This is a genomic window from Microbacterium tumbae (genome assembly GCF_054780175.1).
In genome coordinates, this window is record NZ_BAAGWV010000001.1 from 1,124,725 (window position 1) to 1,140,955 (window position 16,231).

The 16,231-nt window shown below is 70.9% G+C and carries 13 protein-coding genes; 2 read left to right on the forward strand and 11 right to left on the reverse strand.

The genetic code is table 11. The features are described from left to right. Window positions 1–34: 34 nt before the first annotated feature. The 5 genes from ACYVGQ_RS05225 to argG all read right to left on the reverse strand — a co-directional run bounded on the left by ACYVGQ_RS05225 (window position 35) and on the right by argG (window position 8,207). On the reverse strand, window positions 35–2,671 hold the full coding sequence (locus tag ACYVGQ_RS05225; protein WP_460783485.1) for a penicillin acylase family protein: 2,637 nt from the start codon (window positions 2,669–2,671) through the stop codon (window positions 35–37). Between the two features lie 220 nt (window positions 2,672–2,891). Continuing rightward, window positions 2,892–4,691, reverse strand: coding sequence for a YhgE/Pip family protein (locus tag ACYVGQ_RS05230; RefSeq protein ID WP_460783486.1), 1,800 nt, complete (start codon window positions 4,689–4,691; stop codon window positions 2,892–2,894). Next, on the reverse strand, window positions 4,688–5,917 hold the full coding sequence (locus ACYVGQ_RS05235) for a hypothetical protein (RefSeq protein WP_460783487.1): 1,230 nt from the start codon (window positions 5,915–5,917) through the stop codon (window positions 4,688–4,690). The genes ACYVGQ_RS05230 and ACYVGQ_RS05235 overlap by 4 nt, the downstream gene beginning before the upstream one ends. Then, entirely contained in the window at window positions 5,914–6,525 is a 612-nt protein-coding gene (locus tag ACYVGQ_RS05240) for a TetR/AcrR family transcriptional regulator (RefSeq protein ID WP_460783488.1), read from the reverse strand. Before ACYVGQ_RS05240 ends, ACYVGQ_RS05235 begins: the two co-directional genes overlap by 4 nt. 233 nt (window positions 6,526–6,758) lie before the next feature. Next, complete coding sequence (gene argG / locus ACYVGQ_RS05245; RefSeq protein WP_460783489.1) at window positions 6,759–8,207, reverse strand: argininosuccinate synthase; 1,449 nt, start codon at window positions 8,205–8,207, stop codon at window positions 6,759–6,761. A 348-nt stretch (window positions 8,208–8,555) separates the two neighbouring features. Here argG and ACYVGQ_RS05250 point away from each other — a divergent pair, with 348 nt between their 5' ends. Continuing rightward, window positions 8,556–9,524, forward strand: a complete 969-nt coding sequence (locus tag ACYVGQ_RS05250) for an alpha/beta hydrolase (protein WP_460783490.1) — start codon at window positions 8,556–8,558, stop codon at window positions 9,522–9,524. 51 nt (window positions 9,525–9,575) lie between these two features. Continuing rightward, the gene (locus ACYVGQ_RS05255) at window positions 9,576–10,583 is read left to right on the forward strand and encodes a hypothetical protein (RefSeq protein WP_460783491.1); all 1,008 of its coding nucleotides are present in this window, start codon (window positions 9,576–9,578) and stop codon (window positions 10,581–10,583) included. A 359-nt stretch (window positions 10,584–10,942) separates the two neighbouring features. On the opposite strand, the gene ACYVGQ_RS05260 is transcribed toward ACYVGQ_RS05255, so the two are convergent. From ACYVGQ_RS05260 to ACYVGQ_RS05285, 6 genes are read right to left on the reverse strand one after another with little or no spacing between them, the layout of a single operon-like run. Next, the gene (locus ACYVGQ_RS05260; RefSeq protein ID WP_460783492.1) at window positions 10,943–12,040 is read right to left on the reverse strand and encodes a hypothetical protein; all 1,098 of its coding nucleotides are present in this window, start codon (window positions 12,038–12,040) and stop codon (window positions 10,943–10,945) included. Then, on the reverse strand, window positions 12,034–12,867 hold the full coding sequence (locus tag ACYVGQ_RS05265) for a hypothetical protein (protein WP_460783493.1): 834 nt from the start codon (window positions 12,865–12,867) through the stop codon (window positions 12,034–12,036). The genes ACYVGQ_RS05260 and ACYVGQ_RS05265 overlap by 7 nt, the downstream gene beginning before the upstream one ends. Beyond that, window positions 12,864–13,865 carry a vWA domain-containing protein gene (locus ACYVGQ_RS05270; RefSeq protein ID WP_460783494.1) on the reverse strand — a complete coding sequence of 334 codons (1,002 nt, stop codon included), beginning with the start codon at window positions 13,863–13,865 and terminating at the stop codon, window positions 12,864–12,866. Before ACYVGQ_RS05270 ends, ACYVGQ_RS05265 begins: the two co-directional genes overlap by 4 nt. After that, the gene (locus ACYVGQ_RS05275) at window positions 13,862–14,848 is read right to left on the reverse strand and encodes a VWA domain-containing protein (RefSeq protein WP_460783495.1); all 987 of its coding nucleotides are present in this window, start codon (window positions 14,846–14,848) and stop codon (window positions 13,862–13,864) included. Before ACYVGQ_RS05275 ends, ACYVGQ_RS05270 begins: the two co-directional genes overlap by 4 nt. Beyond that, window positions 14,839–15,327, reverse strand: coding sequence for a hypothetical protein (locus tag ACYVGQ_RS05280; RefSeq protein WP_460783496.1), 489 nt, complete (start codon window positions 15,325–15,327; stop codon window positions 14,839–14,841). The genes ACYVGQ_RS05275 and ACYVGQ_RS05280 overlap by 10 nt, the downstream gene beginning before the upstream one ends. After that, a complete protein-coding gene (locus tag ACYVGQ_RS05285) occupies window positions 15,314–16,201 on the reverse strand; it encodes a DUF58 domain-containing protein (RefSeq protein ID WP_460783497.1) in 888 nt (295 codons plus the stop codon). The genes ACYVGQ_RS05280 and ACYVGQ_RS05285 overlap by 14 nt, the downstream gene beginning before the upstream one ends. Window positions 16,202–16,231: the final 30 nt, after the last annotated feature.

Consider the following 16,231-nt stretch of genomic DNA (forward strand, 5'->3'; position numbering starts at 1 on the left):
CCGAAAGTGTCTGATCGTCCACACGAGGGCGACCTCACCCGGCCGGTCGCAGCGCCAGCGTCTCGATGGCGGCCGCGGCGACGGCATCCGGGGTGAAGGCCCAGGCGCGCTGCCTGCCGGCCGCCCAGTCCTCCGTCTGATCGGTGTAGTGCGCGTGGAACGCGTGGCCGCTGGCACCCGTGAGATGGATCCAGGTCGACGCATCGAAGTCGGACAGGTCCACCACCATCCGCATCGAGGGGACGGTCGTCGTCGCATAGGACTCGCCGAGCTCCCACCCCGTCGCGTTCACGACGGAGGCGCCGCCGGACACCCGGTAGGGTCCGCGGTTGAAGAGCATCTCGATCGGAGCGATGCCCGACGAGCCGAGGGTGTCGCTGCGGAGGGTGATCGCATGCAGATCGCCCCAGTTCCAGCGAGCGACGACCTCGCCCTGCAGACCGACGAGCTCCTCGTACGCCTGCTCGGCGGACAGGGAGAGCATCTCGTCCATCCCGCTGACGTCGATGCTCTCGTTCGTCCAGAGCGGATCGGACGGGTCGTCGAGCATCGCTGCCACGACGGTGAAGAGCCGGCTCTGATCGTCCGTCGGCAGCGGCTCCTCGCGGTTCGCCATGATGTTCTGCACGAGATGCGACCAGAGCACGTTCGCGTAGGCCGCCGCCGCGGAGGACGCGGAGTTCTGGGCGTTCCAGGTGCGCAACAGCGCGACGGCTTCACGGGTGCCCGCATCCTCGATCGTGACCTCGCCCATGACGGTCGCGAGCCGCTTGCCGATCCACATCTCGTCGTCCATCTGGATCTCGCGCATGTCCTCGGCCGTGAGCGGTGCGGCAGAGGACCGCAGCTCGATGAGGTCGGCGATGCGCGCGGCGCGATAGCCGTGGTCCCAGTCCCGGGAGAGGAAGTGATCGTAGTCGTCGGCGACGATCGCATTGTTGGCCGTCACGATGTAGCCGCTCGCGGGGTTGTAGGAGACCGGCAGATCCTCGAAGGGGATGAACCCGGTCCAGTCGTAGGCGCTGTCCCATCCGGGCTGGGGCAGCCAGCCGTCGCCGGCACCGCGGACGGGAAGGCGGCCGGGGGTCTGATAGCCGATGTTGCCCTCGACGTCCGCGTAGACGAGGTTCTGCGCCGGGACGTCGAAGAGGGAAGCCGCATGGCGGAAGTCTTCGAAGTCCTGCGCGGTGGACAGGGCGAAGATAGCGGTCGCCGTGGTGCCGGCATCCAGCGCCGTCCAGCGCAGGCTGACCGCGCTCTCGCCGTCCGGGATCTCCGGCGCGCCCTCCAGGGGGAGCACGATCCCTCCGACGCCGACGACGGGATCCTCCGCGACGCGGGTGAACTCGTCCGTGAGCCCGGAGACGATCGGCCCGTGCACGGTCGAGCGCACGGTGAGATCGACGTCGTCGCCGCCGGCGACCTCGATCGTCTCCTCCCGCACCTGGAGGGGCACCAGCTCGCCGTCGTACCAGGCGGAGTCGCCCTCGATGCGCTCGACGTACAGGTCGGCGACATCGGTGGTGAGGTTCGTGAAGCCCCACGCCGCCTGGGCGTTGTGGCCGATCACGATGCCGGGAAGCCCGGAGAACGAGAACCCGCCGACGTCGAAGGGGCATTCCTCGCCGACCTGAGTGCACTTCAGCTGCACCTGGTACCAGACGCTCGGCAGCGAGGCGCCGAGGTGCGGATCGTTGGCCAGCAGCGGCATCCCCGATGCGGTGCGCGAGCCGGCGACCACCCAGGAGTTCGAGCCGATGCCCTCGCCGACGTCGCCGACGAGCAGGCCCACCGCCTCGATGACGCCGGACGCCTCCTGCCACTGCACGGAGGGCAGCGTCTGCGCGGCATCGTCCTCTCCGGGCGCCGTGTAGGCGGCGGTCTCGGCATCCGCGTCCTGCGAGAGGACGGGGACGTTCGAGATCTTCGGGACGATCACCGGGTTCTCGTCGAAGGGATACGCCGGGTAGAGCTTCTCGAGCAGGGACTGCGTCGCCTCCGGATCCGCCGGATCGGCCGCCCCCGCCAGCAGGGCGCGCGTCGTCTCGTCCTCGATGTTCGTCCGCAGGTCCCAGGCCATCGCCTTCAGCCACGCCACGGAGTCGGCGGGCTCCCACGGCTCGATCTCGTACTCGGGGTTCTGGATGCCGAGCACGGCGTACTCCAGGCTCAGCTCGGCCCCGTCGCGGGTCGCGAGGTAGGCGTTCACGCCGTCGGCGTAGGACTCGTAGTAACCACGTGCGGTCTCGTCCATGGCGGCGACCTCCGCCTCGGCGACCTGGCGCCAGCCGAGAGTACGGAGGAACATGTCCGTCGCGACCTGGGACTCGCCGAACATCTCGGCGACTCTGCCGGCGGTCACATGCCGGCGGAAATCCATCTCGAAGAAGCGGTCCTGCGCGTGCACGAAGCCTTCGGCGAAGAACAGATCATGCGAGGAGTCCGCCGTGATCGTGGGGATGCCGGAGGCGTCCCGCTGCACGGTCACCTCGGCCTGAAGTCCTGCGACCTCGAGGGATCCCGTCGTCTGCGGGAACGAGCGCTGGATGGTCCACGCCACGAAGAACGCCGCGGCGACGGCGATGACGACAAGACCGGCGACGATGCCGAAGGCGATCCTCCCGATCAGCGGTCCGATCCGGCGGCGGGTCGCCGCGGTGTCTGTCGTCATCGACTTTCCTTCGGGTTCGGGCGCGGACCCGATCCCACATCGGGTCCGTTCGCGAGCCGTGGCCCGCGTCCTGGCATCCTATCGGGGCCGGCGCCGGGCGCGCGGGGGCTGTGGACGCCCGCACGTCCGGGGCCGACACGCCAGATGTCGGACGCGACCCGCGCCGCGGTCCTGCGGGTGGTGTGTCGGCCCCCGAAGCGACAGGGGTGGGCGCCGGGGGCTACCCGATCAGGCTCGGCTGCAGGTCGCGAAGGGTGCGCCGGTGCGTCATCCTCGTCACGCCGATCGCGGCCAGCACCAGCGCGGCGACGAGCCAGACGGCCAGCACAGCGAGATCGCCACCGGCTCTGGCGAGGTTCCCGCCGTACATGAGCTGCCGCATGGCATCGACGACATAGCCCAGCGGCAGGACGTGATGGAGCGCGGCGAGCGGGGCGGGCAGCGTCTGCCAGGGGAAGGTCCCCCCAGCGGTCACCAGCTGCAGCACCATGAGGACGAGTCCGAGGAACTGGCCGACCGATCCCAGCCAGACGTTCAGCGCGAGGATGATCGCGGCGAAGGTCGCCGAGGCCACCACGAGGACGCCGAGCGTGCCCAGCGGATTGTCGAACCGGAAGCCGAGCGTGATCGCCAGGATGCCCATCAGGCCCACCATCTGCAGGGCGCCGAGGGATGCCGGCGTCAGCCAGCCGGCGAGCGTGATCCGGATCGGCGAGTGCAGCGCGGTCACCGCGCGCCGCGAGATCGGCTTCACGATGAGGAACAGCGCGTAGATGCCGATCCAGGCGGCCAGCGCCGCGAAGAACGGGGCCAGCCCCGCGCCGTAGTCCTCGGCGGAGCTCACCTTGTCGCTGGACACGGTCACCGGGTCGGCGATCGTGTCGGCCTGCGCGCTGCGCAGCTCCGCCGTGGATGCCGGGATCTGCGCCACGCCGTCCGCGAGGCCGTCGCGCAGCTGCACGATCCCGTCGCGGAGCGTGCCGAGACCGGTCCGCAGTTCGGCTGCTCCGTCGGAGGCCGCCGCCGTGCCGGTCGCGACGGTGTCCACGCCGGAGGCGAGCGTCTGCGCCCCCGAGGCGACGGATGCCGCGCCGTCGGCCAGCTCGTCGACCTTGCCGACGGCGTCCTGGACCTTCGCATTGCCCTCGTCGACGAGATCGCCGAGCGGATCGAGCTTGCCGACGATCTCATCGACGTCGGCCTGGGTGAGGCCCTTGTCCAGGAGCGTCTGCTCGATGTCGTCGGCGATCGAGGGGAGCGCGTCCACGGCGTCCTGCACCGCGTCGCCCGCCGTGTCGGCGATGCTCGCGAGCTTCGCGTTGCCCGCGCTCACCTGTGCGGCGCCCTCGGCGAGCGTGTGCGCCCCCGCCGCGAGATCGGAGGTGCCGGTCTTCAGCTGCGCGAGTCCGTCGGCGAGGTCGGCGCTGCCGGAGACGGCGGATGCTGCGCCGTCGGCGATCCGGGTCGCGCCGTCCGTGGCGTCGACGAGGCTGTCGCGGATGTCGCTGAGCGCGGTGAGCAGCCGACCGGCGGCCTCGCTTCCCACCATCTGCGCGACCGTGCTGCGGATCTTCTCCACGGCCTGGGTGCCCATCGAGGAGGCGAGGTAGTTGTTCGCGTCGTTCGTCTCGAGCTCGATCGTCGCCTGGTGGGGGTCGTCTCCCGAGGCCGAGGTCAGCGCCGAGGAGAAGTCGGCGGGGATCGTCACCGTGAAGTCGACGCTGCCCTCCTGCAGGGCGTCGCGCGCCTCGTCCGAGGTCATCTCCTGCCAGTCGAAGGCGCCGCCCTCGAGCAGGTTCTCCGCGACGTCGGCGCCGTAGTTCACATCCTCGGCACCGGTGTCCTCGACGACGAGCGCGACGGGCACCTCGGAGAACTTGCCGTAGGGGTCCTGGTTCGCCCACAGGTAGAGGCCGCCGTAGAGGATCGGCACGCACATCAGGGCGATCAGCGCGACGATGCCCATCCTGCTGGCGGTGAGCCGCCGCAGCTCCGCGGCGATCATGGCCGGTACCTTCATCGCGTCGCCTCCTCGTCCGTCTCGGGCTCTTCGTCCCGATGGTCGGGGACGGCCCCCTTCTCCCGCTCGTTGAGCGAGGACGGCGGAGCCGGTTCGTCCTTTTCCCGCTCGTTGAGCGAGGACGGCGGAGCCGACCGAGTCGAAACGGGCCGGCCGAGGTCGTCCGTGTCGTCGGGGCGTTTCGACTCGCTACGCTCGCTCAACGAGCGGGGGGAGGCGGGCTCGGTCGGGGAAAGCTGGCGGGTCGGTTCCTCCTTCTCCCGTTCGTTCAGGGAGGACGGCGGGTCGGTCTCCTTTTCCCGCTCGTTGAGCGAGGACGGCGGAGCCGACCGAGTCGAAACGGATCGGCTGACGGCCCCCTTCTCCTCTTCGGTACGGCGTTTCGACTCGCTGCGCTCGCTCAACGAGCGGGGGGAGGGTTCGCTCAGCGACGGGGAGTCGGGTTCGCTGTACGAGGAGTCGGGTCCGCTGTACGAGGGGTCGGCGGTCTCGCTCAACGAGTGGGTGATGGGTTCGGTCAGGGACGACGAGGCGGGTCCGCTCAGCGAGGGGTTGGCGGGGTGCTCCGACGAGGGGGAGGCCGGATCCGGCTCCTCGAGGGCGAGCGGCTCGACCGGCCCGGAGGCGTTCACGGCGTCCAGCTCCTGCACTCTCTCCAGCGCCACGGCTGCCGAGCCGCCGACGATGACGAGCACGGCGTAGCCGCGATCGGCGAACTCGCCGGCGATCCGCCACCACCCGTCCGGGCTTCCGCCGTGCCGGTCGGGCGAGACGAGCACGATGCCCTCGGTGCCCTTGCGGAGGACGGCGAGCTCGCACAGGATCCGCACGCGCGCGGCCGGATCGACGTCCCCGATCGGGATCGATGCAAGCTCGCCGTAGCCCAGTTCGTCGAGCCAGCGTCGTGCGTGCAGCGGGGTCGCACGGCGTCCTGCGAACATGAGCTCCTCGGCGACGACGCCGGCGAGGGCGATGTCGGCGTGCGGGTCGCTGACGTCGGGGGCGTCGACGAGTGCCACCCTGCGACGCAGCATCCCGGCGTCGGCGATGCCGTCGATCGTGACGGTTCCCGTGGCGGGGCGCATCCGTCCGCTCGCGATCAGACCGAGCACCGTCGGGCGCTGCTCGGTCTCGGCGAGCGCGTAGCGGACCGTCCCGGTGCGGAACTCGAGGCTCGTCGGCGAAAGCGCATGTCCTTTGCCCACCTCGTGCAGTGCGATCCTCATCGGTCCTCCAGGATCTCCGGGTGCGCGTGGAGCAGCTCATCCGCCTCGCGCCAGGAGAGCCCGGCGATGCTGAGCACGGCCCGGACCGCCAGGCTCGCGGCGCCGGAGCTCGAAGCATCCGTGCGGGAGATGACGGTGCGGGCGATCTCCTCGATGAGGCGGGCGAGGGCGCCGGCGGACAGGTCGGTGCGGAAGCTGCCGTCGTCCTGGCCGCGGCGGGCGAGGACGGAGACCACACGGCGCAGCGGGCTGAGGGCCTCGGCTGTGCTCTGCACATGCGCCTCGTCGAGGGCGAGGGCGGCTGCCATCTGCACGTGCGCGGCCTCCTGCCAGAGTCGTGCGGCGAGCCGGGCGAGGGCCATGCGGGCATCCGCGTCGGCGACGGATTCCGCGATCGCGTTGAAGCGCTGCGCTCCCTGCGCGATGAGTTCGCGGATGAGGGCGTCGCGGTCGTCGAAGTGCCCGTAGAGAGTCCGCCGGGAGAGGCCCGCGCTGCGGGCGATCGCGTCGATGGATGCGTGCGGATCGCTGGCGAGCGCGGAGCGCGCGGCGCTCAGGATGCCGGCGCGGTTCTCGACGGCGTCGCGGCGGGGTGCACGGGTGGTCATGGACACCATGATACGTAACATGCACATCATTGTGCAAGATAACTGGGGGCGCATGGCCTGCAACGCCTGCAGTCCGGGGGCCGACATGCCGGATGTCGGACGAAAGCCGCCGAAGCGGCCGGCATGCGGCGCGTCGGCCCCCGGACTGCAGGACGACCGCGCGACCGCCTGACGGCGCAGACGACGGGAGGGGCGGATGCCGAAGCATCCGCCCCTCCCGTCGGAAGACCGCGTCAGTCGGTGCCGGAGTCGAAGGCGGCGCCCTCGGAGGCCTCGTCGACGGCATCCGCCAGCGCCTCCTCGGTCGCGGCGAGCGTCGTGCCCTCGACGGAGTCCGTGATCTCGGATGCCTCGCCGGCGGTGACGCGCCCGACGAGCTCGCCGGTCGCGCCGCCGACGAGGCCGAGGTGCGCGTACTGCTCGAGACGCGCGCGCGAGTCGGCGATGTCGAGGTTGCGCATGGTCAGCTGGCCGATCCGGTCGACCGGGCCGAAGGCGGCGTCGCCGACGCGCTCCATGGAGAGCTTCTCCGGAGCGTAGGAGAGGTTTGGCGAGACGGTGTCGACGATGGTCCAGTCGTCCCCGCGGCGCAGCCGCACCGTGACGGAGCCGGAGACCGTCGAGCCGACCCAGCGCTGGATCGACTCGCGCAGCATGAGCGACTGCGGCTCGAGCCAGCGGCCCTCGTACATGAGGCGGCCGAGGCGGCGGCCCTGCTCGTGGTAGGTGGCCAGAGTGTCCTCGTTGAGGATGCCGTTGACGAGCCGCTCATAGGTGATGAACAGCAGCGCCATGGCCGGGGCCTCGTAGATGCCGCGCGACTTCGCCTCGATGATGCGGTTCTCGATCTGGTCGCTCATGCCCAGGCCGTGGCGGCCGCCGATGCGGTTCGCCTCGTGCACGAGCTCCACAGGGTCGGTGTACTCGACGCCGTTGATGGCGACGGGACGACCGCCCTCGAAGGTCACGGTGACGTCCTCGGTCTCGATCGCGACGGAGGGATCCCAGAACCTCACGCCCATGATGGGGTCGACGGTCTCCAGCGAGACGTCGAGGTGCTCGAGGGTCTTCGCCTCGTGGGTGGCGCCCCAGATGTTCGCGTCGGTGGAGTAGGCCTTCTCGGCGGAGTCGCGGTAGGGGAAGCCGTGCGCGACGAGCCACTCGCTCATCTCCTGGCGGCCGCCGAGCTCGGTGACGAAGTCGGCGTCCAGCCACGGCTTGTAGATCCGAAGGCGCGGGTTGGCGAGCAGGCCGTAGCGGTAGAACCGCTCGATGTCGTTGCCCTTGTAGGTCGAGCCGTCGCCCCAGATGTCGACGCCGTCCTCCTTCATGGCGCGCACGAGCATCGTGCCGGTCACGGCGCGGCCGAGAGGAGTGGTGTTGAAGTACGTCTTCCCGCCGGAGCGGATGTGGAAGGCGCCGCAGGCGAGGGCGACGAAGCCCTCCTCCACGAGCGCGGTCTTGGCGTCGACGAGGCGCGCGACCTCGGCGCCGTACTCGAGCGCGCGGCCGGGGATCGAGGCGATGTCTTCCTCGTCCGGCTGCCCCAGGTCGCCGGTGTAGGTGCAGGGCACAGCCCCCTTGTCGCGCATCCACGCGACGGCGACGGAGGTGTCGAGTCCTCCGGAGAAGGCGATGCCGACGCGCTCGCCGACGGGGAGGGACTGGAGGACCTTGGACATGCTCTCCAGTCTATCGGCGCGCCCCGCGCCCCCCAGAACCCGTCTGTGGGGCGCTCGTCGACGGTTTCGCACCCGATCCTGTCGATACGCGCCTATAGCCGGGTCGGGGCGTGATGCGAGATGGGAAAGGTACCTCGGCGGAGCCTTGGAGGTACCTTTCCCATCTCGCATCGGGCTGAGCAGGCGGGGAGGGGGAGGGGAGGGGGCAGCGCGGGCCACCGGACGGCGTCATGCGCAGGCGCCCCGCCGTCCGGCGGCCCGCGCGCGGAGGATCGGGCACAGGCGGCGGGTTACGCTCGGAGTCGCCCGGCGGGATGCTGGCGGGACACCGAGGACAAAGGAGTTCTGATGACCGATACGACCCTCCGCCCGCCTTTCGACCCCGAGCTGGAGGCGGCCCTCGCCCTGGTCGGCGACCAGCTGCCGTCCACGCTCACGCCCGAGATGATCCCGCTCCTGCGCCAGTCGCCGGTGAGCGGGGACGAGGAGATCCTGCAGGTCCTCTCCGAGCGCGGCTTCTCCTGGCGCGATGTCCCCATCACCGGCCACGAGGGCGGCGAGATCGTCGTCACCGTGATCGAGAAGGAGGGGCGCACCGGGACGGGGCCGGGCTTCTTCCACACCCACGGCGGCGGCATGATCATCGGCAACCGCTGGCTCGGCGTCACCGGCTTCCTCGACTGGGCCGAGCGCTTCAACGGGGTGATCGTCACCGTCGAGTACCGGCTGGCGCCCGAGTTCCCCGATCCGTTCCCGGTGGAGGACTGCTATGCCGGCCTGCTGTGGACGGCTGAGCACGCTGAGGAGCTCGGCATCGATCCCGCCCGGCTGCTCATCGGAGGCGGCAGCGCCGGGGGAGGCCTGGCCGCGGGCACGACGCTCCTCGCCCGCGATCGCAAGGGTCCGGCGCTGATCGGCCAGCTGCTCATCTACCCCATGCTGGACGACCGCGACGAGACGGTGTCGACCAGGCAGATCGACGGTGTGGGCGTCTGGGACCGCGGGTCGAACCTCACGGGCTGGGGTGCGCTCCTCGGCGAGCGCCGCGGCACCGAGGACGTCTCGATCTACGCGGCGCCCGCTCGCGCTGCGGACCTCGCCGGTCTGCCGCCCGCGTTCATCGACTGCGGCAGCGCGGAGGTGTTCCGCGATGAGGATGTCGCCTACGCCACGGCCCTCTGGGCGGCGGGGGTGCAGGCGGAGCTGCATGTGTGGGCCGGCGGCTTCCACGGCTTCGACATGTTCGCTCCGCACGCCGCGGTGGCGCAGGCCATGCTCGCCGCGCGGGACGACTGGGTGAACCGGCTGCTCGGCTGACACCGTGCGGCACCGACGCCGTAGGGTGGAATCCCGCGCGATGGAGCCGACATGCAAGATCTGCTGGGGCGGCTGACCGCCCTCGACCCGGATGCGAGCGAGACTCTCAAGGTCGTCGCGTACTTCGACGCGCTCGTCGCGCGCTCGGTCGGAGTGGAGAGCATGCTCCGAGGCGCCGCGGTGCTCAGCGGCGCGACGGTCGGCCATCGTGACGGCGGTCATGTCGTGCGGGTGCGCGCCGACGGCATCCGCATCGACCCGGCCGGGCTCGACCCCGGCTGGCCGCTGCGCGAGAGCGGACCGGATGCGGTGGCGTGGATCGAACGCGATGGCACTCCGCACAGCAATGACGCGATGATCCTGGAGCGGCTCAGCCTCGCTCTCGGCATCATCCGCGCGCGGCGGTCGGTGGGATCGGAGAGCGCCGTCGAGCTCGCGATCAGCTCCTACGCCTCGGCCGACGAGCGAGCCGGGGCCGTCGCGCGGCTCCGGCTCGACGGCCTGCTCCGGGTGGTGGCCTCGCCGCCGGACCCCGCGCCTGCGTCGCAGCATCCCTCCGCCGTCGTCGCGACCCGGCACGGACTCACCAGGGCGACGATCCTGGATGCCGCGGCGGACGTCGCGAGCCTGTGGCCGGGGACGGCGCCGCGGATCGGCGTCGGCGCCGCGGGGGCGGGGACGGAGCTGGCCGCCTCCTGGGGCGCAGCCCTTGTCGCCGTGCGGCTGACGTCCGCCACGGAGCCGACGGTGGCGGCCGAGGACCTCGGCGCCTTCCTGCTCATCGCGGAGGCCGCGGATCGGGCGCCGCTGCATCCGGATGCCGTGGCGCTCGCCGCCCTCGATGCCCGCAGCCGGGAGCTCCTCGACGCCGTGATCGAGGAGCAGAGCGTGCGCGCCGCGGCCGTGCGGCTCGGCCGGCACCACTCCAGCGTGCAGGAGCGCGTGACGGCCCTGGTCGAACAGCTCGGCTATGACCCGCGCACCTCGCGCGGGCACACCCGTTACGCCCTCGCCCGGATGCTGCTGCGCCTCGCGGGCCCGTCTGCGGTTCCTTCCTGAGCCCGCCCCGCATCTGCGCCTGCCCCTGCATCGTTCCGGCCCCGCATCTGCGCCTGCCCCTGCATCGTTCCCGCCCCGCATCCGCGCCTGCCCTGCCCCTGCGCACCCCACGCTCGCGGGCGTGCCCCGCCTGGAACCCGAGCCGTGCCGCCGAATCGCACTCGCTCCCACGCTCGCGGGCGTGCCCCGTGCGCTCCCGTGCTCTCCCGCCCCGCCTCTCGTCCGCGTGCGGGCTCAGTTTCGTACCTCCGAGCGACCGCGGAGGTACGTTTTCGAGCCGGCACGGGTGATGGAGGCGCCGTTTCGAGCCGGCGAGTGCGGGACCGCAGCGCGGGCGCGCGTGGGCGGCCGGGCCCGGCTCAGTACCCCGGGTACTCCTCCAGCTTCTGCTCGAACTCCTCGCGGTCGGCCTCGCTGAGCAGCTGGGGCGCGATGAACAGGATCTGCAGGCCCTCCAGCGGCTCGCCGGTCCGCTCCGCCTGCGCCTGCCGCGACCTCAGGAACTCCCCCGTCTCGTCGTGCGAGGTGTCGTCGATCGTGGCGTAGAAGCGCCGCGGTCCCGGGTAGTCGTCGCTGTACCACTCCCAGGTGTCCTGCGTGCGAGGGTCGGAGCTGCCGTACAGCTTCTCGAGCATCCCCTCGTCGAGCCCGGAGGAGGAATCGTTCAGCGAGATGAGACCCCACAGGTCGTAGTCCGCGATCACGTCGTCGATCACGGCCATGACCGCCAGCTTGCGGTCGTAGTCCTGGATCGGCTCGTTGGTCCCCCACACCTGCGAGGTGTACTGCACGAGCATCGACTCGCCGCCGTAGCCGTTGCGCTCCGGCCGCAGATCCTCGTCCCCCGCCGGCGACCAGGTGTACCCGTACTCCGCGGTGAGCCGGGTCCTGATCGCCTCCAGCGCCTCCTCGCTCGAGGCGCGCACCTCTTCGAGCGAGGGCTGGGACAGGATCTCCGAGCTGGACACGTCCCGGATGCCAGGATAGGCCTCCTCGTGCTTCTGCTCCTCGGTCTTGACGCCCTCATAGCTGCCGGATGCCGAGGTCTGCACCGCACCCATCGCACCGACCGTCGCCGTGTTCAGCACGAGTGTGATCGACAGGGCGACGGCGCCGAGCATCCGTCCACGCCGTGTGACGAGCGCGGCGACGATCACGGCGACGACGAGCAGCTGCAGCGCGAGCATCGTCACGCCGTAGATCGTGTCCGTCCCGCCGGCGAGGAACGTTCCCAGCAGGATCAGCGCGAACAGGATGCCGGAGACCAGCGCGATCCAGCCGAGCGCGTTCGAACCGGCCTTCTCCTCTTCGGCGACCGCGACGGAGCCGGACACGGTCACGGGAGCCGACGGTCCCTGAGGACGTCGCGCGCCCCGGTAGCCGCCCGGCGGCGGGACCGGGGGAGCGCCATCGGAGCCGGCGAGGTAGCGCGCCCGCTGCTTCTCGCGGTCTACCATGGCCGGTCCGTCCCCGAGCCGGATCCCTCGTCGTCGCCCTGCTGCTGGTCCTCGCGCTCCTGCTGACCCTGATTCAGCCGGTCCTCGAGGTCGCCCAGCTGATCCTCGCTGGGCTGCTCCTGCTCTTCGGGATCCTGGGGCTCCTGGGGCTGCTCCTGCTCTTCTCCGGTGCTCTGCCGCTGCTTCTCCTGCAGCCGGTCCTCGAGCTCGTCGAGGGTCTCGCTCATGTCGCGCTCCGGATCGGGGGACTGGTCCTGCGCCTCCTCCGAGTCGCACTCCTCCGGTGTCTCGACGGTCACGGTCAGGGCCTCGCCGTAGAGCTCGGCCGCACCGACGGCGTCGCCCTCCCCCCTGGCCGCGTCGCCCAGCTGCTCGATCACGAGAGCGAGGTTGATCCGCACCGCGCACACCTCGAGACCGCTCGCCAGGGGGAGCGCCTCCTCGAACTTCGCGCGCGCGTCGGTCAGCTGCAGGGATGCCGCGAGGCCGACGCCGACGTTGTAGGGCGCCTTGTACGGCTCGAACCCGTTCAGGAACTCCTGGCCGTGCGCCGCTCGGATCGTCCCCTCATAGTCGCCGACGACGTAGGAGGTGATCGACTGATGCGCGAACGCGTACATGCTCAGCAGCTTGCCGGTGAACAGCAGCGCCGCGATCGTCAGGGGGAGCGTTCCGATGGCGATCCATCGGCGGATGTTCCGGCGACGTCGGTTCGCGGCGATCAGCGCCGCGGCGGCCTCCTGTCCGTTCGAATCGCGCGATTGGTCGGATTCCGGGTCGGAAACCGACCAATCGCGCGATTCCAACCGGTTCTGCGGGGTCGTCATGCCTCACCGCCCTTCGGCGTGGGAGCGGAGAGCCCGCGGAGGCGGGCGACGCGCGAGGTGGCGACGGCGAGCTCGATCGCGAGCAGCAGGACGATGAGCGCCGCGGCGACCCAGTACAGCTCGATGACGTTGCCGACCTCGCCGGATTCCGCATAGTTGCTCGTGGTGCTCGGCGCCTCGGGCAGCTCGACCGCGGCATCCGCCGTCCGGTGCTGATACGGGACGCCCAGCTCCTCGGCGATCGCCTGCAGGTTCTCCTCGTCGATCGTGGACAGGGCGTCCGCACCCTCGTAGGAGATGTACTCGCCGCCGCCCTCACCGATCGTCGTCGTGCGCATCGGGCCGCCCTCGGCCGTCCCGTAGCCGAGCACGGCGCCGCCGTCGACGTACTCGGCGCTGGAGGAGAAGGACTCGGGATCCGTCGACGCCGTCTGCTCGCCGTCGCCGAAGTAGAAGACCATCCGCGAGCGATCGGGGGAGGCCCCGGCGGCGCTCTGCAGCGTCTCGGTCAGCATCGAGCTCGCGATGCCGATGGAGCTGCCGCGCGACTGGGCGGTCACCTCTGGCCGCATCACCTCGAGGGAGGAGACCAGCGCGGTCGTGTCCGTCGTCAGAGGCAGCCGGAGCTCGGCGGCCGCGTCGAAGGAGATGAGGGCGAAGCGCGCGCCGGGATACTCGTCGACGATCGCCTGGACGTCCTCTCTGACCCCCGTCAGCCGGGTCTCGCCGTCGTCCCAGTCCTCTGCCACGATGCTGGCCGTGGTGTCGACGACGAGCACGATGTCGGTGTCGGTCGCGAGGGTCTCGGTCGCGCCGCCGGGGATGCCTGGGCGCAGCAGCATCGTGAGGCAGGCGAGCACGAGCAGGACCCGCATCGCCCACAGCATCCTCGTCGCGGCGGTCTGGCCGCGTCGGAGGAGGGCGAGGACGGCGACGACGGCGACGGGCGCGCAGATGAGGATGACGAGCAGCGGATGCAGGACGGGCTGGAAGATCACAGTCGCACCCTCCACAGCACCACGACGAGCCCGAGCATCGCGACCATCAGCGCGGCGATGTACAGGTTCGGCTGGTCGGTCCGAACCACCTGCGCCTGCCCCCGCAGCTCGGTGGCCTCCTCCTCCTGCACCTGGGTGATGATGTCTGAGACCGTGGTCGTCTCGCGCAGGCCGAACGCCTCGCCTCCTGTCGCGCGGGCGGCATCGACGAGCTCCTGGCTGACCTCGGTGTCCTTGCCCTGCACGGGGTTGAGGGCGAACACCCTGACGCCCCGGGAGCTCGCGTAGGCGGCGGCCTCCTCGATCGTGACGATGGAGGAGCCGTTCACCTCGTTGTCCGTGGCGAGGATGATCGAGCGGCTGCGCTCGTCGTCGACGTGGTCGAAGCGCATCGCGCAGGAGGCGAGACCGTCGCCGATCAGGGACGCGCCGGGGCCGTTGAGCGTGCCGACCCAGTGCTCCGGCACCTCCTCGAGGTAGTCGAAGCTCTCCCTGATGCTCTGCAGATGCTCGCGGATGAAGTCGTAGTCGTCCGTGAGGGGGAAGACCTGCACGGGCGAGCTGTTGAAGATCGTCAGGCCGATCCGCTCGCCTTCGAAGCCGTCCAGCAGCTCGTCGAACACCGTGAGCACCTCGACGTCGACGTCGCTCATGGAGCCGGAGACGTCCAGGCACAGCATGATGTCCCGGCTGGTGTTGACGGGCTGGATCGTCTGCGCGGTCTGCGGGCGGGCGGAGACGACGCCGGCGGTGAGGATGCTCGCGGCCGCGAGCACGAGGATGCCGGTGAGGGCGAACCCCCTCCGCCGCACCGCCTGGCGGAAGCTCGGGAGCGTGCGCAGGCGTTCTGCGCGCGCGACGGGTGCGATGTCCGCGGCGTCGTTGCGGCGTCTGCGGAGCAGGCCGACGAGAAGACCGGCGGCGATCGCGATCACGGCGGCGGCCGCGGCGGCGGCGAGCATCCACCCCTGGGCTAGTTCCATGTCGTCACCACCTTCCGTGCGGCCGCGGCGCCGGCGACGGGGTCGATCGCCGGCCCACGGCGGAAGACGCTGGGGTAGTAGTGCCGCCGCAGGGCGTCGAGGAGAGCGGGGTGCACGCCGAGGGCTGCGAGGTCGTCGAGGGCGAGGACCGGAGCCTCGAGGCCGCTGTACTCGTTGACGAACTCGCGCACCGTGCGACTGAGCTCGAGATTGGCCCGGCGCGGATCCATGCGCTTTGCGGCATATTCCGCCTCGACGCGATCGATGCGCTCCAGATACTCGCCGCGCAGCACGGCGAGGACATCGGCGGGCATGATCGCCGGCACGGCGGTCCCGGCGATCTCGAGGCGCCGGCGAGGGCGGGTGAGGGCGATGACGAGCCAGCCGGCCAGGACGAGCAGCGCCAGGATGCCGAGGGCGAGCAGCATCCAGCCCCAGCCGTACTGGGCCGGAGGGTAGAGCTCGTCAGAACCGGACATTCGCCCTCCGATTCAGCATCCGCAGCAGGTCGTTCACAGCGTCGTCCTGCGTGCCGAGATCGGCGCGACTGATCTCCAGCGCGTCGAGCACGTCGTTGCGGCGGGCGGTCTCGGCGGCCGTCTGCGCGAGGAGCTCCCGCACGATCGCGCCATCGCCCTGCACGAAGTCCGGCACGCGCCAGCGGCTGTAGACGTCGGCGCGGTCGCGGCCGGTCGGGTGGTCGAGGACGGGATCGGCGTCGTGCAGGGCGATCCAGAGGATGTCGTGCTGCACGCGCAGGCGCCGGAGAACCCGCTCCGTCTCCTCTGTCACCGGTGCGTCGTCCGTGACGAGCACGAGGATCATGCGCCGGGAGACCGTGCGGGCGACGTAGTCCAGCAGGCCGTCGCGGTCGCTGGGGGAGGTGCTCCGGTCGATCGCACGGTCGATCGTGCGCAGCGCGTGCTCGAGGGCCCCCTCACTGCGGGCGGGGGCGAGCCGCCGGATGCCGGATGCGTCTCCGTGCACCAGTGTGAAGTCGTCCCCATGGCGGAGGGAGAGGATGCCGAGCGCGCCGGTCGCGAGGATCGCGAGCTCCTTCTTGGGCATCTCGTCATGGGCGAGGGCGGTCATGCCCCGACCGGTGTCCACGACGAACATGACCGTGTGCATCCGCGTGGCGCGGTGGCGCTTGACCAGCGGCGTGCCCTGCTTGGCGGTGGCGCGCCAGTCGATGTCCCTGACCTGATCGCCGTACTCGTAGGCGCGCAGGTCCTCGAAGTCGTGGCTGCGCCCGCGCATCAGCGACGCGTAAGCCCCGTCCAGGGCGTGCATCGACTTCCGCGCCGAGTGGATGAAGAGCTTCGCCCTCACCCTGGTGATCAGACTGGACATGGTTCCTTCCGCTGAGCCTGGTTCGCTGAG